The sequence below is a fragment of the Sphingomonas mesophila genome (assembly GCF_003499275.1).
Lineage (GTDB): Bacteria > Pseudomonadota > Alphaproteobacteria > Sphingomonadales > Sphingomonadaceae > Sphingomicrobium > Sphingomicrobium mesophilum.
The window spans coordinates 1018920-1039058 of the sequence record NZ_QWDF01000001.1 but is presented as its reverse complement, the minus strand read 5'-3'; the positions used below and the strand labels follow the sequence as shown (position 1 = coordinate 1039058).

The 20139-nt window shown below is 67.9% G+C and carries 13 protein-coding genes and 1 tRNA gene; 8 read left to right on the top strand and 6 right to left on the bottom strand.

The annotated features are described in order from the left end of the window. Positions 1-43: 43 nt before the first annotated feature. The 3 genes from trxA (at position 44) to putA (ending at position 6399) form a co-directional block, all read left to right on the top strand. A complete protein-coding gene (trxA, locus tag D0Z60_RS05345; RefSeq protein ID WP_118858446.1) occupies positions 44-373 on the top strand; it encodes a thioredoxin in 330 nt (109 codons plus the stop codon). A gap of 187 nt (positions 374-560) precedes the next feature. Next, the gene (secA, locus tag D0Z60_RS05340; RefSeq protein WP_118857293.1) at positions 561-3272 is read left to right on the top strand and encodes a preprotein translocase subunit SecA; all 2712 of its coding nucleotides are present in this window, start codon (positions 561-563) and stop codon (positions 3270-3272) included. Between the two features lie 10 nt (positions 3273-3282). Then, entirely contained in the window at positions 3283-6399 is a 3117-nt protein-coding gene (gene putA / locus D0Z60_RS05335; RefSeq protein WP_118857292.1) for a bifunctional proline dehydrogenase/L-glutamate gamma-semialdehyde dehydrogenase PutA, read from the top strand. Positions 6400-6652: 253 nt separating this feature from the next. On the opposite strand, the gene D0Z60_RS05330 is transcribed toward putA, so the two are convergent. Next, a tRNA-Asn gene (locus D0Z60_RS05330) sits at positions 6653-6727 on the bottom strand. A 55-nt stretch (positions 6728-6782) separates the two neighbouring features. Then, complete coding sequence (locus D0Z60_RS05325; protein WP_118857291.1) at positions 6783-7574, bottom strand: NAD kinase; 792 nt, start codon at positions 7572-7574, stop codon at positions 6783-6785. Between the two features lie 128 nt (positions 7575-7702). On the opposite strand from D0Z60_RS05325, the gene D0Z60_RS05320 reads away from it, so the two are divergent. Then, positions 7703-8494, top strand: coding sequence for an EAL domain-containing protein (locus tag D0Z60_RS05320; RefSeq protein ID WP_118857290.1), 792 nt, complete (start codon positions 7703-7705; stop codon positions 8492-8494). Here the strand turns inward: D0Z60_RS05320 and mfd are convergent. Both mfd and D0Z60_RS05310 read right to left on the bottom strand, forming a co-directional pair. Then, positions 8491-11997 carry a transcription-repair coupling factor gene (gene mfd, locus D0Z60_RS05315; RefSeq protein WP_240325553.1) on the bottom strand — a complete coding sequence of 1169 codons (3507 nt, stop codon included), beginning with the start codon at positions 11995-11997 and terminating at the stop codon, positions 8491-8493. The genes D0Z60_RS05320 and mfd overlap by 4 nt on opposite strands. Continuing rightward, positions 11994-12260: an FAD assembly factor SdhE gene (locus D0Z60_RS05310; RefSeq protein ID WP_118857289.1), complete on the bottom strand. Its 267-nt coding sequence runs from the start codon at positions 12258-12260 to the stop codon at positions 11994-11996. The genes mfd and D0Z60_RS05310 overlap by 4 nt, the downstream gene beginning before the upstream one ends. 50 nt (positions 12261-12310) lie before the next feature. On the opposite strand from D0Z60_RS05310, the gene recG reads away from it, so the two are divergent. Continuing rightward, positions 12311-14362 carry an ATP-dependent DNA helicase RecG gene (gene recG / locus D0Z60_RS05305; RefSeq protein ID WP_118857288.1) on the top strand — a complete coding sequence of 684 codons (2052 nt, stop codon included), beginning with the start codon at positions 12311-12313 and terminating at the stop codon, positions 14360-14362. On the opposite strand, the gene tyrS is transcribed toward recG, so the two are convergent. After that, positions 14349-15560, bottom strand: a complete 1212-nt coding sequence (gene tyrS, locus D0Z60_RS05300) for a tyrosine--tRNA ligase (RefSeq protein ID WP_118857287.1) — start codon at positions 15558-15560, stop codon at positions 14349-14351. The genes recG and tyrS overlap by 14 nt on opposite strands. A gap of 49 nt (positions 15561-15609) precedes the next feature. Here tyrS and D0Z60_RS05295 point away from each other — a divergent pair, with 49 nt between their 5' ends. Together D0Z60_RS05295 and D0Z60_RS05290 are read left to right on the top strand one after the other, a co-directional pair. Then, positions 15610-16155: a DOMON-like domain-containing protein gene (locus D0Z60_RS05295; RefSeq protein ID WP_118857286.1), complete on the top strand. Its 546-nt coding sequence runs from the start codon at positions 15610-15612 to the stop codon at positions 16153-16155. 4 nt (positions 16156-16159) lie between these two features. Next, positions 16160-17359, top strand: coding sequence for an exo-beta-N-acetylmuramidase NamZ family protein (locus tag D0Z60_RS05290; protein WP_118857285.1), 1200 nt, complete (start codon positions 16160-16162; stop codon positions 17357-17359). Positions 17360-17362: 3 nt separating this feature from the next. On the opposite strand, the gene D0Z60_RS05285 is transcribed toward D0Z60_RS05290, so the two are convergent. Next, positions 17363-18541 carry a vWA domain-containing protein gene (locus D0Z60_RS05285; protein ID WP_118857284.1) on the bottom strand — a complete coding sequence of 393 codons (1179 nt, stop codon included), beginning with the start codon at positions 18539-18541 and terminating at the stop codon, positions 17363-17365. A gap of 198 nt (positions 18542-18739) precedes the next feature. On the opposite strand from D0Z60_RS05285, the gene D0Z60_RS05280 reads away from it, so the two are divergent. After that, positions 18740-20137 (top strand): methyl-accepting chemotaxis protein, encoded by a 1398-nt coding sequence (locus tag D0Z60_RS05280; protein WP_118857283.1) that lies wholly within the window; start codon positions 18740-18742, stop codon positions 20135-20137. Positions 20138-20139: the final 2 nt, after the last annotated feature.

The window sequence follows — 20139 nt, the reverse complement described above, 5'->3', positions numbered from 1 at the left end:
CCATCGAGCGCCCATATGCGCCGCAACGAAGGAGAACATGCTCATGGGTACTCGTGCCGTCACCGACCAGGATTTCCAGACCGAAGTGCTTGGCGCGTCCAGGCCGGTGCTCGTCGATTTCTGGGCGGAATGGTGCGGCCCGTGTCGGATGATCGCGCCGGCGCTTGAGGAGATCGCCGGCGAGCTCGGCGAGAAGGTCGACATCGTCAAGCTCAACATCGACGAGAATCCGGCGACCCCGGGCCATTATGGCGTGCGCGGAATCCCGACGATGGTGCTGTTCAAGGACGGCCGCCCGGTCGCCCAGAAGGTCGGCGCCGCCCCCAAGGGTGCGCTCCAGAGCTGGCTCGAGGGCGAACTCGCCAACGCGTAAGTAGACGATCATCCTCCCCCGGCTTTCCGGGGGAGGTGGCACGCCGAAGGCGTGACGAAGGGGGCTCTCCGGGGCCCATCCAATTGACTAGCACCCACCCCAGACCTACATCGCGCCGCACGTCGCCGCACGCGCTCGGGCGAAGTGTTCGCCTGCCCCCCGCGCCCGCGTTGAATTGAGGGTTTTCATGATCGCCGGACTGGCCAAGAGCATCTTCGGGTCGGCTAACGACCGCTATGTCGCCAAGCTTCGGCGCACCGTCGAGCAGATCAACGCGTTCGAGCCGACGATCAGCGCGATGACCGACGACGAGCTCCGGCGCCAGACCGAGCTGTTCCGCGACCGGCTCGCTCAGGGCGCCAAGCTCGACGATCTCCTGCCCGAGGCGTTCGCCACGGTGCGCGAGGCGGCCACGCGCACGCTCGGCCAGCGCCATTATGACGTGCAGATGATCGGCGGCATCGCGCTCCACCGCGGCGAGATCGCGGAGATGCGCACCGGCGAGGGCAAGACGCTGGTCGCCACGCTCGCGGTCTACCTAAATGCGCTGCCCGGCAAGGGCGTCCACGTCGTCACCGTCAACGACTATCTCGCCAAGCGCGACGCCGAGTGGATGGGCCAGGTCTACAAGTTCCTCGGCCTTTCGGTCGGGGTGATCGTCCCCAACCTCATCGATCACCTGCGCCGCGACGCTTACAATTCCGACATCACCTACGCGACCAACAACGAGCTCGGCTTCGATTACCTGCGCGACAACATGAAATATTCGCGCGACCAGATGGTCCAGCGGCCGTTTCACTTCGCCATCGTCGACGAGGTCGATTCGATCCTCATCGACGAAGCCCGAACGCCGCTGATCATCTCCGGTCCGACCGACGACAAGTCGGACCTCTACATCGGCGTCGACGCCATCGTGAAGCAGTTCGTCGAGGCCGACTACGACAAGGACGAGAAGCAGCGCACCGTCGTGCTCACCGAAGAGGGCACCGAGAAGGCCGAGCGGATGCTCGAGGACGCCGGCCTGATGGAGGGCGCGAACCTCTACGACATCGCCAACACCCAGGTCGTCCACCATCTGAACCAGGCGCTCAAGGCGAACGTCATGTTCAAGAAGGACATCGACTACATCGTCAAGGACGGCAAGATCGTCATCATCGACGAATTCACCGGCCGGATGATGGACGGTCGCCGCTGGTCCGACGGCCTTCACCAGGCGGTCGAGGCCAAGGAGGGCGTTCGCATCGAGCCCGAGAACCAGACGCTCGCCTCAATCACCTTCCAGAACTACTTCCGCATGTATCCCAAGCTGTCGGGGATGACCGGGACGGCACTGACCGAAGCGCCCGAATTCTTCGACATCTACCGCATGAACGTGGTCTCGATCCCGACCAACGTGCCGGTCAAAAGGATCGACGAGGACGACGAGTTCTACAAGAACATCACCGACAAGTTCGGCGCGATAGCCAAAGAGATCCGCAAGCGCCAGGACATGGGCCAGCCGGTGCTGGTCGGCACGGTCAGCATCGAGAAATCCGAGATGCTCGGCGAATTCCTCGAGAAGGAGGGCATCCGCCATTCGGTCCTTAACGCCCGCTTCCACGAGAGCGAGGCGCATATCGTCGCCCAGGCCGGACGGATGGGCGCGGTAACCATCGCCACCAACATGGCCGGCCGCGGCACTGACATCCAATTGGGCGGCAACCTCGAATTCCGCATGCAGGACGAATTCCCCGAGCTCGTCGCCGGGACCCCGGAATATGAATCCAGGGCCGAGGCGATCCGCGCCGAGATCGCCGCCGAGAAGCAGGCCGTGCTCGACGCCGGCGGGCTGTTCGTGCTCGGCACCGAGCGCCACGAAAGCCGCCGCATCGACAATCAGCTGCGCGGCCGCTCGGGCCGCCAAGGCGATCCCGGCCTGTCGCGCTTCTACCTCAGCCTCGACGACGACCTGCTGCGCATCTTCGGGCCGCAGACCGCTTTCGCCCGGCTGATGAACAAGAATCTCGAGGACGGCGAGGCGATCGTCAGCCCGTGGATCTCCAAGGCGATCGAGACCGCGCAGAAAAAGGTCGAGGCGCGCAACTACGACATCCGCAAGCAGGTGGTCGAGTTCGACGACGTCATGAACGACCAGCGCAAGGTGATCTACGACCAGCGCGCCGAGATCATGGATTCCGACCATGTCTCCGACGTCATCGAGGACATGCGCCAGGAGACCATCACCAGCCTAGTCGACGTCTATTGCCCGCCCGCCACTTACCCCGAGCAGTGGGATGTTCCCGGCCTCAAGGAAGCGGTCGCCGACATATTGTTCCTCGATCCGCCGATCGACGACTGGATGAAAGAGGAGGAGGTCGACCAGGCGATCATCTCCGAGCGGCTCCAGGCGCTCGCCGCCGAGGCGATGGCGGCCAAGACCGACGGCGCCGAACCCGAGCGCTGGGTCGAGGTCGAAAAGCAGCTCTTGCTGCAAAGCCTCGACCATCACTGGAAGGAGCATCTCGCCACGCTCGACGCGCTGCGCCAGGTGATCCACTTGCGTTCGTACGCCCAGAAGAAGCCGATCGACGAATATAAGCAGGAGGCGTTCCTGCTGTTCGAGCGGCTGCTGGTCGCCATCCGCGAGGACGTCACGCGCACGCTGATGCGCGCCGAGGTCCAGATCCAGCCGCTGCCGATGCCCGATCTGCCGGACTTCATCACCAGCCACTTCGATCCGCTGTCGGGCGACGACAACAGCGCCGACTTCGACGGCGGCGGGCCGGGCCTGTTCGCCCCGCCGAGCCAGGCGCCGCTGCCGCCGCTGCCCGAGGGCGCGGAAGCTCCGGCCAGCCGCAACGCGCCGTGCCCGTGCGGGTCGGGCCGCAAGTTCAAGCATTGCCACGGCGCCATCGCCTGAGGCCGTGCCGATGATCGACCGGGCCGCGCTGCGCCGTTGCTACCGGCCCGACGAGAACGGGCTCGCGCTCGAGCGGCTAGACGAGGCCCGGCTGGCGCCCGCCGAGGCGCGCCAGGCGGCGGTCATCGCTCGCTCGCTGGTGAAATCGGTGCGCGCCCACAAGCCGGCCGGGATCGACGCCTTCATGGCCGCCTACGACCTCGGCAGCGAGGAGGGCATCGCTTTGATGTGCCTCGCCGAGGCGCTGCTTCGGATTCCCGATGCCGAGACCGCCGACGAGCTTATCGCCGACAAGATCGCCGGGCCGGACTGGGCCGACAAGCTTGGCGAATCCTCCTCGACCTTCGTCAACGCCGCGACCTTCTCGCTGCTGCTCACCGGCAAGGTGCTCGAGGAAGCCAACGACCGCTCCGACGGCTGGCGCTCGGCGCTCGGCCGGGCCGTCGGGCGGCTGGGCGAGCCGGTCATCCGAACGGCGGTCGGCCAGGCGATGAAGATCCTCGGCAAGCAATTCGTGTTCGGCCGGACGATCGACGAAGCACTCAAACGCGCGCGGCCCGAGCAGGCGAAAGGCCTTAGCCACAGTTTCGACATGCTCGGCGAGGCGGCACGGACGATGGCCGACGCCGAGCGCTATGCCGATGCCTATCGGGGCGCGCTGGCGACCATCGCCGCCGCGGCGCGGGGGCAGGGGGTGCGCGCCGCCCCCGGAATCTCGGTCAAACTCAGCGCGCTCCATCCGCGCTACGAGTGGAGCCACGTCGCCGAGGCCAAGGCGGTGATCCTGCCGGTGCTTCGCGACCTGATGCGCACCGCCGCCGCGGCCGACGTCCACCTCACCATCGACGCCGAGGAGGCCGACCGGCTCGAGCCGAGCCTCGACATCTTCGAGGAATTGGCGGCGGACGACAGCCTGTTTGCAAATGGCTGGCAGGGCTTCGGCCTCGCCGTCCAGGCCTATCAGAAGCGCGCCGTGCCGCTGATTGATTGGGTCGCGGCGGTCGGCCGCAAGCACGGCCGCCGCTTCATGGTCCGCCTCGTCAAGGGCGCCTATTGGGACACCGAGGTCAAGGCCGCCCAGGTCGCCGGGCTCGCCGATTATCCGGTGTGGACCCGCAAGGTCGCGACCGACGTCTCCTACCTCGCCTGCGCCAGGGCCATGCTTGGCGCGAGCGACGTCATTTATCCCGCCTTCGCCACCCACAATGCCAACACCATTGCGGTGGTGAAGGCGATGGCCGGTCCGCGCGCCGGCGCGCCGGGGTTCGAATTCCAGCGCCTCCACGGCATGGGCGAGGGGCTGTACGACGAACTGGCCGAGCTCGAGCGCGGGATCGGCGAGCAGCCGACTCCGGTGCGCATCTATGCCCCGGTCGGGAGCCACAAGGACCTGCTCGCTTACCTCGTCCGCCGGCTGCTCGAGAACGGCGCCAATTCCTCGTTCGTCAACCGCATGGCCGACGACGACGTCCCGCTCGACGCGCTGGTGCGCGATCCGGTCGCCGAACTCGCCGCGCTCGAGCCCAAGCGCAACCCCGCGATCCTCTTGCCCAACGCGATCTTCGGCGCGGCGCGGCGGAACAGCGCCGGGGTCGATCTCAGCGACCCGTTGGTGCGCGAGCCGCTGCTCGAACGGTTGAAGGCGCTCGACGAGCGCCAGTGGCAGGCGGGCGAGGGGAAAGGGGGCGCGCCGGTCACCTCCCCCCACGACCGGCGGATCGTCATCGGCACTGTCGCCGAAGCCGATGCGCCGACGATCGACCGTGCGATGACGGCTGCCGCCGAGGCCCAGCCGGCGTGGGACTCGCTCGGCGGCCCGGCCCGCGCCGATTTACTTGAGCGCACCGCCGACCTGTTCGAGCGCGACCGTGAGATCTTCTTTTCGCTGTGCATGCGCGAGGCGGGCAAAACCCTGCCCGACGCGGTGCTCGAAGTGCGCGAGGGGGTCGACTTCCTGCGTTTTTATGCGGCCGAGGCGCGATCCAAGTTCGACCGGCCGCTGCCGCTCCCGGGCCCGACCGGCGAGCTCAACCAGCTGCGCCTCCACGGCCGCGGGGTATGGACGTGCATTTCGCCGTGGAATTTTCCGCTGGCGATCTTCGCCGGGCCGGTCGCCGCAGCGCTCGCTGCCGGCAATGCGGCGATGGCCAAGCCGGCCGAGCAGACCCCGCTGATCGGCGCCCATGCCATCCGCCTGATGCACGAGGCCGGCATTCCGACCGAGGTCGTCCAGCTCGTCCCCGGCGACGGCAGCGTCGGGGCCTATCTGTGCACCCATCCGCAGACCGCCGGGGTCGCCTTCACCGGTTCGACCGACACCGCGCGCCGGATCGCACGCTCGCTGGCCGAGCGCGATGGCCCGCTGATCCCGTTCATTGCCGAGACGGGGGGCCAGAACGCGATGATCGTCGATTCGTCGGCCTTGCCCGAGCAGGTCGCGCGCGACGTCGTCGCCTCGAGCTTCCAGTCGGCCGGCCAGCGCTGCTCAGCGCTGCGCGTGCTGTTCGTCCAGGACGATGTCGCCGACGCGATGATCGCGATGATCGCCGGGGCGATGGATTGCCTCGCCATCGGCGATCCGCGCGCGCTCACCACCGATGTCGGCCCGGTGATCGACGCCGAAGCGCAGAAGGCGCTGCTCGCTCATCTCGACTGGCTGGACCAGAACGCTAAGCTGGTGCGCCGCCGCGCGATCCCGGACGAGCTCGCCGCCAACGGCTTTTTCGTCCCGCCCGCGATCTACGAGATCGACCGGCTCAACCAGCTCCAACAGGAGAACTTCGGGCCGATCCTCCACGTCATCCGCTGGAAATCCGGCGAGCTGGACCGGGTGATCGAAAGCATCAACCGCACCGGCTACGGCCTGACGCTCGGCCTGCAGAGCCGGATCGACACCACCCGCGACTTCGTCGAGCGCCACGCCCGCGTCGGCAATCTCTACGTCAATCGCAACCAGATTGGCGCGGTGGTCGAGAGCCAGCCGTTCGGCGGCGAGGGCCTTTCGGGCACCGGTCCCAAGGCCGGCGGCCCGCACTACGTCCCTCGCTTCGCCACCGAACGCGTCACCTGCATCGACACCACCGCCGCCGGCGGCAACGCCAGCCTGATGGCCGCGCTGGAGGGCTAAATCGTCATCCCAGCGAAGGCTGGGATCCATGCCTCACGGTGAGGGCACCACGGCAAGGCATGGGCCCCAGCCTGCGCTGGGGCGACGGGAGAGACCGTCCCATCCCGGTACAACCGCAACCCGACCCTCGACCTCTACCCCCGACCGGGCGTTTCTACGCCCGCGAGGTGGCCTTCCCAGAGGGCACGAACGCACCTTGCCGGGGCGGTCGGTCTTCGGACCGGCCGCTTCGTTTCTTTCTAGCGCTGGAAAATGGCTCCCCGAGTTGGATTCGAACCAACGACCAAGTGATTAACAGTCACCTACTCTACCGCTGAGCTATCGGGGAGCGGTCCGTATCGGACGAGCGCGCCTATGACTCAGCAACGCGCCGCGCGCAAGCCTCAAGTCAGGAATTGCTCCATCGCGATCCGCTCGTCGAGCGCATGCTCGGGATCGAACAGCAGGGTGAGGGCGCGCTTGCGGTCGAGCGTCACCCGCACCTCGGCGACATTGCGAACCTCGACCTGGTCGGCGACCGCCGCCACCGGGCGCTCTGCGGCTTCGAGCACGCGCAGGGTCACCGCGACGTCGTCGGGCAGGATCGCGCCGGTCCAGCGCCGCGGTCGGAACGGCGCGATCGGGGTCAGCGCCAGCATGTTCGCCGACAGCGGCAAAATCGGGCCGCGCGCCGAGAAATTGTAGGCGGTCGAACCGGCCGGCGTCGCGACCAGCACGCCGTCGCAGACCAGTTCCTCCATCACCACCCGGCCGTCGACCGACAGCTCGATCTGCGCCGCCTGGCGGGTCTGGCGGAGCAGGCTGACCTCGTTGATCGCCGGATGCTCGGCGACCGACCCGTCGAGGCGGGTCGCCTGCATCGCCAGCGGCCGCACCTTGACTGCCTTGGCCGCCGCCAGCCGCTCGGCCAGCCCGCCGACCTTCCACTCGTTCATCAGGAAGCCGACCGTCCCGCGATTCATCCCGAACAGCGGCCGCTGGTCGCCCGCGTCGAGCATCGCGTGAAGCGTCTGCAGCATGAAGCCGTCGCCGCCGAGCACGACCAACACGTCGGCCTCGTCGCGGCCCGCCGGCTTGTAGCGCTTGGCCAGGCTGCGCTCAGCCGCCTGCGCCACGTCGCGCTCGGATGCGATCACCGCAAAGCGCGGCTCGGACGGGGCAGGGCGGGCGCTCATCGTGGCGCGAACATAGGGGTTTCGCAGCGCTTATCCACCGTCCCGATATGGAGCGCGTGCCAGCGCGCCGTTCCGCCCCCGCGCCGATCGGCCTAGCGAGGGCCGGTCACCCGAGGGAAGTATAGCGTATGACCATCGCGGCCCAGCGCGCATCCGACCAGCTCCGGCCAGCCGTGCCGCCGCGCCGCGACCTCCAGCTCGAGCGCGCCATTGCAGCGGATGAGATCGCGCTGCGCTTTCAGCCGCAGGTCGATACCGCGACCGGCGCGCTGGTCGCGGTCGAGGCATTGACCCGCTCCCCCCTCGAACGCTCGAGCGAGCGCCTGTTCTTCCGCGCCGACGCCGCCGGGCTCGGCGAGCGCCTGTCGCGTCACGCCCAGAGCGCCGCACTGGCCGCCGCCGCGCGCTGGGGCGGCCCGCTCGCCACCATCGGCCTCGCGCTCAATTGCCTCGCCGCCGACCTCGCACGCCCGTCCTACGGCAGCTGGCTGATCGGCGAATGCAACCGCCTCGGGGTCCACCCCGCGCGCCTGACGCTCGAGATCACCGAGAGCAGCCTCGTCACCGACCCGGTCAACGCCGCCGCGAAGCTCGCCTGGCTGCGCCAATGGGGGGTGAGGGTCGCGCTCGACGACTTCGGCACCGGCTACGCCAATCTGACCTACCTCACCGCGCTCCCGCTCGACATCCTCAAGATCGACCGGACGCTGATCGCCGGACTCGCCGACCCGCGCGGCCAGGTCGTCGTCCGGGCGATCGTCGCCATGGCGCGCGAGCTCGGGCTGGCGGTCTGCGCCGAGGGCATTGAGACCGAGGCGCAGCTGCGGCAAGTCGCCGAATGGGGCTGCACCACCGCCCAGGGCTTCCTGATGGCGCCGGCGCTGAGCGAGGCCGAGCTCGCCCGCTACGCCGCGCTCTAGGCCGGCTCCAGCGCGCGCTCCTTGTCCGCCGCGGCAAGCACCCGGCTCAGCCCGCGCGAGATTTGCAGCGCGCCATTGAGCCGCGCCGCCCCGCTCGGCCAGTCGCGGCTGATCACCAGCTTGCTGTCCGGCCGAAGCCGCGCCTGGCCCTTCAGCCGCTCGACATAGGCCAGCAGCCCGGCAAGATCGGGGAAGCCGCCCTCGGCAAAGGTCACCACCGCGCCCTTGGCCCCGGCGTCGAGCTTGGCGATGCATGCTTTCCGGCAATTGATCTTGGTCTCGACGATGGTCAGCAGATTGCGCGTCTCGTCGGGCAGCGGCCCGAAGCGGTCGATCATTTCGGCGGCAAATTCCTCGACCTGCTGGCGGTCCTCGAGGTCGCCCAGCCGCCGGTACAACCCCATCCGCAGATCGAGGTCGGGAACATAATGTTCCGGAATAAGGATCGGCGCTTCGACATTGATTTGCGGCGAGAAAGCCTGGCGCGACACTTCCGCCACGCCGCTCTTCAGCTCGACGATCGCCTCCTCCAGCATCGACTGGTAGAGCTCGAACCCGACCTCCTTGATGTGCCCCGACTGCTCGTCACCGAGCAAATTGCCAGCGCCGCGGATATCGAGGTCGTGACTGGCGAGCTGGAAGCCGGCGCCGAGGCTGTCGAGATTGGCCAGCACCTGAAGCCGTTTCTCGGCCCCCTCGGTCATGCTCCGGTTGGGCGCGGTCGTCAGATAGGCGTAGGCCCGCGTCTTCGACCGCCCGACGCGCCCGCGCAGCTGGTAGAGCTGGGCCAGGCCGAAGCGGTCGGCGCGGTGGACGATCAGCGTGTTGGCGCTCGGAATGTCGAGCCCGCTCTCGACGATCGTGGTCGACAGCAGCACGTCATACTTGCGGTCGTAGAAGGCGCTCATCCGCTCCTCGACCTCGCTCGGCGCCATCTGGCCGTGCGCGGTCACCGCTTTGACCTCCGGCACCTCCTCGCGCAGCCACTCCTCGATGTCGGCGAGGTCGGCGATCCGCGGCACGACGAAGAAGCTCTGCCCGCCGCGATAATGTTCGCGCAGCAGCGCCTCGCGGATCACCACCGGGTCCCACGGCGCCACGTACGTCCGCACCGCCAGCCGATCGACCGGCGGGGTCTGGATGACCGACAGCTCGCGCAAGCCGCTCATCGCCATCTGCAGCGTGCGCGGGATCGGAGTCGCGGTGAGGGTCAGCACATGGACGTCGGCCTTGAGCGCCTTCAGTCGCTCCTTGTGGGTCACTCCGAAATGCTGCTCCTCGTCGACAATGACCAGCCCCAGCTTCTTGAATTTCAACGACTTTGCCAAAATCGCATGGGTGCCGATGACGATGTCGACCTTGCCCTTCTCGAGCCCCTCCTTGGTCCGCTTCGCCTCGGCCGCCGGGACCAGCCGCGACAGCCGACCGATGTTGATCGGGAAGCCCTTGAAGCGCTCCTGGAAGTTGGAGAAATGCTGGCGCGCGAGCAGCGTCGTCGGCGCCACCACCGCCACCTGGTAACCGGCCATCGCCGCGACGAACGCCGCCCGCAGTGCGACCTCGGTCTTGCCGAAGCCGACATCGCCGCACACCAGCCGGTCCATCGGCTTGCCGCTGGAAAGGTCGTCAAGCACCTCGCCGATCGCCCGGTCCTGGTCGTCCGTCTCCTCATAGGGGAAGCGGTCGACGAACTGCGGGAAGGCGCTGTCGGCTTCCGCCACCTGGCCCGGCCGGGTGGCGCGCAGCGCGGCGGTCTTGATCAGTTCGCCGGCGATCTCGCGGATCCGCTCCTTCATCCGCGCCTTGCGCCGCTGCCACGCCTCGCCGCCCAATTTGTCGAGGCTCGCCTTGCCGCTCTCGTCCGATCCGAAGCGCGACAGCACGTCGATATTCTCGACCGGCACGTAGAGCTTGTCGCCGCCGGCATATTCCAGCGCGACGCAATCGTGCGGCGCCTTGCCGACCTGGATCGAGGTCAACCCCTCGTAGCGGCCGATGCCGTGATCGGCATGGACCACCAGATCGCCCGGACTCAGCGCGGCCAGTTCGGCGAGGAAGGCGTCGGCCCCCTTGCGCCGCCGCTTGCGCCGCACCAGCCGGTCGCCGAGCATGTCCTGCTCGGTCAGCACCGCGACGTCGGGCGCGGTGAACCCGTGGTCGAGCGGAAGCACCAGCAGCGCCGCATCGCCGCGTGCGCCCAGCGCCTCCTGCCACGTACGAACCTGCTTCAGCGCGTTGAGGCCATGGTCCTCGAGCAGTCCGGCAAGGCGTTCGCGGGCCCCGGCGCTGTAGCTGGCGAAAATGATTTTCTTCTTGTCTTTCTTGAGCTTGGAGGCGTGCTTGACAACCGCTTCATAGACATTGTCGTTGTTCGCCCGCTCGGGCGCGAAGTCGCGCGCGCCGTCGACCGCGAAGTCGATCACGCGATCGCTTTCGGGCTCGCCGAACGCGGTCGCGAGATGGATCGGCCGCCCCGACTCAAACCCCTCCCATTCCTTGGTACTGAGGTAGAGCTCGGACGGCGCCAGCGGGCGGTAGCTGCCCGGCTCGCTGACCATCGCCCGTTCGCGATTGGCGTAATAATCGTCGATCGCCTCGCGCCGCGCCGCCCACGCCTTGTCGGCATTGGAATCGCGGATGATGACGTCGCCCTCGCCGAGGTGATCGAACAGGGTCTCGAGCCGCTCCTCGAACAGCGGCAGCCAATGCTCCATCCCGGCCAGCCGGCGTCCGTCGCTGACCGCCTGATAGACCGGGTCGCCGGTCGCGCCGGCGCCGAACTTCTCGCGATAGCGGGCGCGGAAGCGCTTGACGCTGTCCTCGTCGAGCAGGGCCTCGCTGGCCGGCATCAGCACGAACGGCTCAGCCTTGCCCGACGAGCGCTGGTCGGCCGGGTCGAAGGCGCGCATCGACTCGACCTCGTCGCCGAAGAAGTCGAGGCGGACCGGTTGAGAGGCTCCCGCGGGGAATAGGTCGACGATCGATCCGCGCACGGCGAATTCGCCGCTGTCATGGACCGCGTCGCTGCGCTGGTAGCCATTGGCGGCCAGCGTCGTGATCAGCGCATCGCGCTCGATCCGCTCGCCCTCGGCCAGCCGGCGGGTGAACTGGCGAATGCGGAACGGGGTCAGCACGCGCTGGGTGACGGCATTGACCGTCGTCACCAGCAATTGCGGTCCTTTTGGCTTGGCCTGCAGGGCATGCAGCGCGCCGAGCCGCTCGGCCATCACCCGCAGCGCAGGCGACGCGCGGTCGTACGGCAAGCAGTCCCACGCCGGGAAGGTGATGACCTCCAACTCCGGCGTGAACACCGGCGCGGTGTCGGCCAGCGCGCGCATCGCCGCTTCGTCGGCGGCGATGATCACGGCGCGGCCTCTTGCCGCCCGAGCCACATCGCCCGCCAGCCACGGCAGGCATCCTGCCGGCACCCGCGATAAGGTGAGCGGGGCCGTGGCGCTGATGATCCGCTGCAGCGGTTCGTTTTGGACTTGCTTGGACGTCACCGTGCGATCCGGATGAAGTCGAGGGCTTTCAATTGGTCTAGCATTGGCCCTTGGAAGCGCTCCGGCGCGCGCGCGGTTCCGATCGCCCAGGCCATGACGTCGACATCTTGTTCGTCTAGCAGCGCGGCGAACCACGCGCGCTCCCCCGCGCCCCAGTCCGCATGATGGCGGTCGAAGTAGCCGCCGATCATCAAATCTGCCTCGCGCGTCCCGCGGTGGTGCGCGCGCCAGTGAAGCGCCTTCAGCTCGTCGTCGCCCGGCATGGCGCGGCATGTAGGCAGGTGCGGCGGCCCGCGCTAGGGTCCGATGGCCCATGCGTCCCGAGCTCCTCAATCCGCTGTTTGCCGAAGTCGAGGCGCTGAAGGGCGTCGGCCCGAACGTCGCCAAGGCCCTCGCCCGGCTCGGCATCGCCCGAGCACTCGATCTCGCCTTTCATCTGCCGACCGGGACGATCGAGCGAGTCCGCGCGGGCGCCGCCGATGCCTCGCTGCTCGGCCGCATTGTCATCCTCGACGTGACCCCGTTCGAGGTCCGCTCGGGCACCGGCCGCGCGCCGACGCGGATCTACGCCGCCGACTCAAGCGGCAACACCATCACGCTGACATTCTTCAACAATCCCGGATGGGCGAGGAAGCAATTGCCGCTCAACGAGTCGCGCGTCGTCGCCGGCCGGCTCGACCAGTTCGGGAGCGAATGGCAGATCGTCCATCCCGAGGTGGTCGCCCCCGGCGAGGCGGACGCCTTCGCCATTCGCGAGCCGGTCTATCCGCTGACCGAGGGCATCGCCAACAAGCGCATGCGCGAGCTTGCGCTGCTTGCGCTCGAGCGCGCGCCCGACCTCGACGAATGGATCGAGCCGTCGCTGCTCGCCCGCCAGTGCTGGCCGCGGTGGCGGGCGGCGCTGGCCGAGGCGCACCGCGAGCCGGGCGAGGCGCGCCGCCGCCTGGCCTATGACGAATTGTTCGCCAACCAGCTCGCCTTGCTGCTGCTGCGCCAGTCGAGCCGCCGCCGCCGTACCCGCTCGCTGCAGGGCGACGGGTCGATCACCGGGCGCCTCAAGCTCCCCCACGAGCTGACCGGGGCCCAGCGCCGGGTGGTCGAGGAGATTCGGGGCGACATGGCCCAGACCGCGCCGATGCTGCGCCTGCTCCAAGGCGACGTCGGCTCCGGCAAGACCCTCGTTGCGCTTCTCGCCATGCTGACCGCGGTCGAGGCCGGCGCTCAGGCCGCGCTGCTCGCCCCGATCGAGATCCTCGCCCGCCAGCATCTCGCCACCCTACAGGCGCAGTGCGCGCCGCTTGGGGTCAATGTCGCCATCCTCACCGGCCGCGAGAAGGGCAGGGCGCGCGAGGCGACGCTGATGGGCCTCGCCGACGGATCGATCCACATCCTCGTCGGCACACATGCCATCTTCCAGCAGAAGGTCACCTACAAGTCGCTCGGCCTCGCGGTAATCGACGAGCAGCACCGCTTCGGGGTCTCGCAGCGCCTGCTGTTGACCTCCAAGGCCGAGCACCCGCCGCATTTGCTGGCGATGACGGCGACGCCGATCCCGCGGACGCTGACGCTCACCCATTATGGCGAGATGGACGTCAGCCGGATCGACGAGATGCCGCCCGGCCGCACCCCGGTCGAGACCCGCGTCGTCTCCGACCAGAAGCTGGCCGAGGTCATCGCCGGCTTGGGCCGCCACATCGATGCCGGCGGCCAGGCCTATTGGGTCTGCCCATTGGTCGAGGAGAACGAGGCAGTCGACGCCGCCGCCGCTGAGGAGCGCGCCGCCATCCTCGGCGCTCGTTTCGGAGCCGAAAGGATCGGCCTGGTCCACGGTCGAATGAAGGGCCCCGACAAGGACGCGGTGATGGCCGCCTTCGCGCGCAGTGATCTTGCGGTGCTGGTGGCGACGACGGTGATCGAGGTTGGGGTCGATGTCCCGAATTCGACATTGATGGTGGTCGAGGGAGCGGAGCGCTTCGGCCTTGCGCAACTGCACCAGCTGCGCGGCCGGGTCGGGCGCGGCGCGGCGCTCAGCCGCTGCATCCTGCTGCGCGGCGACAAGCTCAACGACACCAGCCGGGCGCGACTGGCGCTGATGCGCGAGACCAACGACGGCTTCCGAATCGCCGAGGAGGACCTCAAACTGCGCGGCCCCGGCGAGATCCTCGGTACCCGCCAGTCGGGCGAGCAGGCCTTCCGCCTCGCCGCGCCCGAGGACGTCGCCGACCTCGCCCCGCTCGCCAACGCGGACGCCCAGCTCCTCCTCGACCGCGACGGCGGCCTTGACTCCCCCCGCGGCCAGGCGGCCCGCACCTGCCTCTATCTATTCGAGCGCGACCAGGCGGTCGCCCTGCTCAGGAGCGGCTGAGCAGTCCGTGCTTCTTCTTGCCAAGGCTGAGCCGCCCCTCGGAAACGACCAGCGCCGGATCGCTGACCACCGCATCGTCGATCCGAACCGCCCCTTCCGCGATCTTGCGCTTGGCCTCGCCGTTGGAGGCAGTGAAGCCGAGCGCGGTGAGCGCCTGCGCCACGGTCATCCCGTCGGTAATCGCGAGCGTCGGCAATTGCTCGCCGACCCCTCCGGCGAATGTCGTCTTGGCTGTCGCCTTGGCGTCGAGCGCCGCCTCGCGGCCGTGTAGCAGCGCCGTCGCCTCGGTCGCGAGCACAACCTTGGCGTCGTTGATTTCGGCATCGCGCAAGCTCTCGAGCTTGGCGATCTGCTCGAGCGGAAGATCGGTGAACAGGCGCAGGAAACGCCCAACGTCGGCATCCTGCGTGTTGCGCCAGAATTGCCAGTAATCGTAGGCGCTGAGCTGGTCGGCGTTGAGCCAAATCGCGCCGCGCGCAGTCTTGCCCATCTTGCCGCCGTCCGCGGTGGTGATCAGCGGGGTGGTGACCGCGAACACCTCCGTGCCGTCGGCTCGGCGGCACAATTCAACCCCGTTGACGATGTTGCCCCACTGGTCCGAACCGCCGAGCTGCAGCCGGCATCCCTCGCGCCGCGACAGTTCGAGGAAGTCATAGGCCTGCATGATCATGTAGTTGAACTCGAGGAAGCTCAGCGACTGCTCGCGCTCGAGCCGCAGCTGGACGCTGTCGAAGGTCAGCATGCGGTTGACCGAGAAGTGGCGGCCGACCTCGCGCAGGAACGGCAGATATTCCAGGCCCGACAGCCAGTCGTCGTTGTTGAGCATGATGGCGTCGGTCGGTCCGTCGCCAAACGTCAGGAAGCGCTCGAAGATGCGGCCGATCGAGGCGATGTTGCGCGCGATCGTCTCCTCGTCGAGCAGCTGGCGCTCCTCCGACTTGAAGCTCGGGTCGCCGACCTTGGTCGTGCCGCCGCCCATCAGGACGATCGGGCGGTGGCCGGCCTGCTGGAGGCGGCGCAGCAGCATGATTTGGACCAGGCTGCCGACGTGCAGGCTCGGCGCGGTGGCGTCGAAGCCGATATAGCCGGTCACCGTCTCGCGTACCGCAAGCGAGTCGAGCCCGGCGGCGTCGGTCAGCTGGTGAATATAGCCGCGCTCGTCGAGCAGCTTCAGAAGCGAGGATTGGTAGCTGGACATCGCGCTGTCCCTAACCGACTGTTCGCGCCTTGTCGAAGGACCGCCAGACGTGCGCCGACCGTTAATCTGCCACCCGCAAACGCCGCTGTCGGGCGAGCCGTTCGACCTGTGGGCGACGGCCGAGCTCTCGGCGGCATTCGGGGCCAGCGCGACGCTCAACATCTGGTTCGGAGTCGGCGCCCCGGCGGCGCGCTTCGTCGTCCCGCCGCCGGGCGAGGGGGCTCGGCGCGACGAGCTGTGGAGCACCACCTGCTTCGAGGCCTTTCTCGCCAGCCCCGGCGAGGCCGCCTATCGCGAATGGAATTTCGCGCCGTCGGGCGACTGGGCGGCCTATGATTTCGACGACTATCGCGCCGGCATGCGCCCGGCCGACATCGCTGCGCCGCCCTACATCCGGCTCGAGGACAATCTGACCTGGTGGACGCTGGGCGGGACTATCGCCGTGCCCGCGGACGCGCAGTGGCAGCTCGGCCTGTCGGCGGTAATCGAGGAGCGGGACGGCGCCAAGAGCTTTTGGGCGATGGCCCATCCGGAAGGCGCGCCCGATTTCCATCACCGCTCTTGCTTTGCCGCGACGCTCTCGCCCATAGCCTGAGCCCATGAATCTCGGCATCGAACGGCTGCTCGCCGACCCCGCGCTGCGCGCTCCGCTGGCCGGCAAACGCGTCGCCTTGCTCGCCCATCCCGCCTCGGTCACGCGCGACCTGACCCACAGTATGGACGCGCTCGCCGATTGCCCGGAGATCAACCTCGCCGCCGCCTTCGGCCCGCAGCACGGGCTCAAGGGCGACAAGCAGGACAATATGGTCGAGACCGCGGACGAAACCGATCCGCGGCTCGGTATCCCGGTTTTCAGCCTGTACGGCGAAGTGCGCCGCCCGAGCGGGCAGATGATGAGCAGCTTCGACGTGCTCCTCGTCGACCTGCAGGACCTCGGCTGCCGGATCTACACCTTTGTCACGACGCTGCTCTACGTGCTCGAGGCGGCCGCCGAGCACGGCAAGGCGGTGTGGGTCCTCGATCGGCCCAACCCGGCGGGTCGGCCGGTCGAGGGGACATTGCTCGAGCCCGGCTGGGAAAGCTTCGTCGGCGCCGGCCCGATGGTCATGCGCCACGGCCTGACGATGGGCGAGATGGGCCAATGGTTCGTGCGCCAGTTCAAGCTCGACGTCGATTATCGGGTGATCGCGATGGAGGGATACGATCCCGCCGCCGCGCCCGGCTTCGGCTGGCCGGCCGACCGCCTGTGGATCAATCCGTCGCCCAATGCTCCCAACCTCAACATGGCCCGTGCCTATGCCGGCACGGTAATGCTTGAGGGAACGACGCTGAGCGAGGGGCGGGGGACGACCCGGCCGCTCGAACTGTTCGGCGCGCCGGGCCTCGATCCGCGCGCCATCGCCAGCGAGATGGAGCGGATCGCGCCGCACTGGCTCACCGGCTGCCGCATGCGCGAAGTCCATTTCGAGCCGACCTTTCACAAGCACGCCGGCAAGCTTTGCAGCGGCCTGATGGTCCACGCCGAGGGCGATGCATACGACCACGGGGCGTTCAAGCCTTGGCGCTGGCAGGCGCTGGCGTTCAAGGCGTTCCGCAATCTGCACACTGACTACGAGCTGTGGCGCGACTTTCCCTACGAATATGTGTTCGACAAGCTGGCGATCGACGTCATCAACGGTGGCACGGGGCTGCGCGAGTGGGTGGACGATGCGGGCGCCGAGGCCGGCGACCTGGACGCCATCGCGGCGCCCGATGAAGCGCGCTGGCGCGACGAGATCAGCGACCTGCTGATTTACTAGGCGTCACTTCTTCCGCGACAACTCGCGCATCGCTTCATCCAGCCCGCCGAGCGTCAGCGGGTACATGCGCTGGTTCATCAGCTGGCGGATGATCTGGGTCGAGTGGCTGTGGCCCCAATAGGCCTCTGGCACCGGGTTGAGCCACGCCGCACTCGGATAGGTATCGGTCAGCCGCTTAAGCCACACCGCGCCCGGCTCCTCGTTCATATGCTCGACCGAGCCGCCCGCGTGGGTCACTTCGTAGGGGCTCATCGCCGCGTCGCCGACGATCACCAGTTTGTGGTCGTGGCCGAACTTGTGGAGCACATCCCAGGTCGGCGTGCGGTCGGTGAAGCGCCTGCGGTTTTCCTTCCAGACGCCCTCGTAGATGCAATTGTGGAAGTAGAAATGCTCGAGGTGCTTGAACTCGGTGCGTGCCGCCGAGAACAGTTCCTCGCAGACCCGCACGTGGCCGTCCATCGATCCGCCGATGTCGAGGAACAGCAGCAATTTGACCGCATTGTGCCGCTCGGGCCGCATGTGGACGTCGAGCCAGCCCTGGCGTGCGGTGCCGGCGACGGTGGCGTCGAGATCGAGCTCGTCGGCGGCGCCTTCGCGGGCGAAGCGGCGCAAGCGGCGTAGCGCAACCTTGATGTTGCGCGTGCCGATCTCGCGAGTCGAATCGAGGTCGGCGAACTCGCGTTTTTCCCACACCTTGATCGCTCGGCCGTGGCGGCCCGGGCCGCCGATTCGAACGCCGGCCGGGTTGAAGCCGGAATGGCCGAACGGGCTGGTGCCGCCGGTGCCGATCCACTTCGACCCGCCCTGGTGCTTGCCCTGCTGCTCCTCGAGGCGCTTCTTCAGCGTCTCCATGATCTCGTCCCACGAACCGAGCGCCTGGATCTCGGCCATTTGCTCAGGCGTGAGGTAGAGCTCGGCGACCGCTTTCAGCCACTCCTCGGGGATTGCCGCGGTCCCGTCCTCGAGCCCGGCAAGGACGCCCTTGAACACTTCGCCGAAGATCCGGTCGAAGCGGTCGAGCTGGCTCTCGTCGTGGACGAACACGGCGCGCGCCAGATAATAGAATTGCTCGGGCTCCAGCTCGGTCACGCCGGCGTCGAGCGCTTCCAGGAGCAGCAGATGCTCCTTCAGGCTGGCGGCGATCCCGCCCCGACGCAGCGCTTCGACGAACGAGATGAACATCGGCGGGCTTTAGCTATCGCGCTGTGTCCCAACAACCGCTCGTCCTGAGCGGAGCGCGAAGCGCGCAGTCGAAGGGCGCCCTTCGACTTCGGCCCGTGGCCTCCGCTCAGGACGAGCGACAAGGCGCAGCATAGTTAACCCGACAGTTACCTATCGCGCCTATCCCACACCCAACATCGCGGGGTGAGTGGAACACAAATGGCGACGCACGGGCTCGAGCAAGTCACCGAAAATGCGATCCGGGCAGTGGCCCGCGATTGCGGCAATCTGTCGATCGAATGCAGCGACGTCGCCGGCTACGTCCACGGCGTCGCCGAGCGCATCAGCGCGCATCTGAGCGTGCTCGACACGCTCGAGAGCGTCACCACCCAATTGCTCGCCGACCAGGCGCGGGTGTCGGACTCGACCGACGAGGCGCGGCTGCTCAGCGAGCAAGCCAAGGCCAAGCTCGACAGCGGCCGGGCGGCGATCGAGGGGACCATCTCCGGCTTCAAGGAACTCACCCAGCTGGTCGTCCAGCTGGGCGAGCGAATGGCGGGCTTCGCCACCGCCATGAACCAGGTCCAGTCGGTCAGCTCGACGATCGAGGTGATCGCCCGCAAGACCAACATGCTGGCGCTCAACGCGACCATCGAGGCGGCCCGGGCCGGCGACGCGGGGCGCAGCTTCGCGGTCGTCGCGGCCGAGGTGAAGAAGCTCGCCCACGACACCCGCGCCGCGACCAGCCAGATTGGCCTCACGATCGGCGAGCTGACCCGCGAGGCCGGCGCCGTCACCTCCGAGATCAAGACTGGCGTCGAGCGCAGCCGCGCCGCCCAGTCGGGCATCGCCCAGATCAGCGAGACCGTGCGCGAGGTCGGCGAGATCGTCTCGATGGTCGACCGCCAGACGGAAGGCATCGCCCATTCGACCAGCATGATCCAGACCAGCGTCGACCGGGTGAAGGCGGGCCTTACCGACTTCGCCGAAGACGCGCGCGACAATGCCGGGCAATTGGTCAAGGCCGAGAAGCGCCTTAGCGAGCTCGAGATGATGTCGAACGCGATGCTCAACACCCTCGCCAATTCCGGCGCCGAGATCGACGACACGCCGATGATCCTGAAAGCGCACGACAACATGCGCCAGATCGCGGCGGCGATCGAGACCGCGATCGACCGCGGCGAGATCAGTGTCGAAGAGGTCTTCGACCGCAACTATCGCGAGCGGCCCGGCTCCAACCCCAAGCAATATGACACTGCCTTCTGCGATGCGGCTGACCGTCTCGTGCAGCCGATCCTCGACCGCATCGTCGAGATCGACAATCGGGTCATCGGCACCACCATCGGCGACGAAAACGGCCATCTGCCGACCCACATGAGCGACCGCTCGCATCCCCAGGGCGACGATCCGGTGTGGAACGACGCGCACTGCCGCAACCGCCGGATCCTGATGGACGACCAAACCCGCTTCGCGCACTCGAGCTCGGAACCGACGCTGATGACCTATCTGATGACCCGCGGCACGGAGTCGATCGCGGTCAAGAACGTCTACATCCCGCTGTTCATCAAGGGCCGCCGCTGGGGCAACCTCGAACTCGCCTACCGCGACGACGCGTGAAG

Bases quoted from the DNA above. Each gene is read 5' to 3' on its own strand.
- trxA (WP_118858446.1), top strand. From the start codon at position 44: ATGGGTACTCGTGCCGTCACCGACCAGGATTTCCAGACCGAAGTGCTT.
- secA (WP_118857293.1), top strand. From the start codon at position 561: ATGATCGCCGGACTGGCCAAGAGCATCTTCGGGTCGGCTAACGACCGC.
- putA (WP_118857292.1), top strand. From the start codon at position 3,283: ATGATCGACCGGGCCGCGCTGCGCCGTTGCTACCGGCCCGACGAGAAC.
- D0Z60_RS05325 (WP_118857291.1), bottom strand. From the start codon at position 7,574: ATGAGCGCCCGCCCTGCCCCGTCCGAGCCGCGCTTTGCGGTGATCGCA.
- D0Z60_RS05320 (WP_118857290.1), top strand. From the start codon at position 7,703: ATGACCATCGCGGCCCAGCGCGCATCCGACCAGCTCCGGCCAGCCGTG.
- D0Z60_RS05310 (WP_118857289.1), bottom strand. From the start codon at position 12,260: ATGCCGGGCGACGACGAGCTGAAGGCGCTTCACTGGCGCGCGCACCAC.
- recG (WP_118857288.1), top strand. From the start codon at position 12,311: ATGCGTCCCGAGCTCCTCAATCCGCTGTTTGCCGAAGTCGAGGCGCTG.
- tyrS (WP_118857287.1), bottom strand. From the start codon at position 15,560: ATGTCCAGCTACCAATCCTCGCTTCTGAAGCTGCTCGACGAGCGCGGC.
- D0Z60_RS05290 (WP_118857285.1), top strand. From the start codon at position 16,160: ATGAATCTCGGCATCGAACGGCTGCTCGCCGACCCCGCGCTGCGCGCT.
- D0Z60_RS05285 (WP_118857284.1), bottom strand. From the start codon at position 18,541: ATGTTCATCTCGTTCGTCGAAGCGCTGCGTCGGGGCGGGATCGCCGCC.
- D0Z60_RS05280 (WP_118857283.1), top strand. From the start codon at position 18,740: ATGGCGACGCACGGGCTCGAGCAAGTCACCGAAAATGCGATCCGGGCA.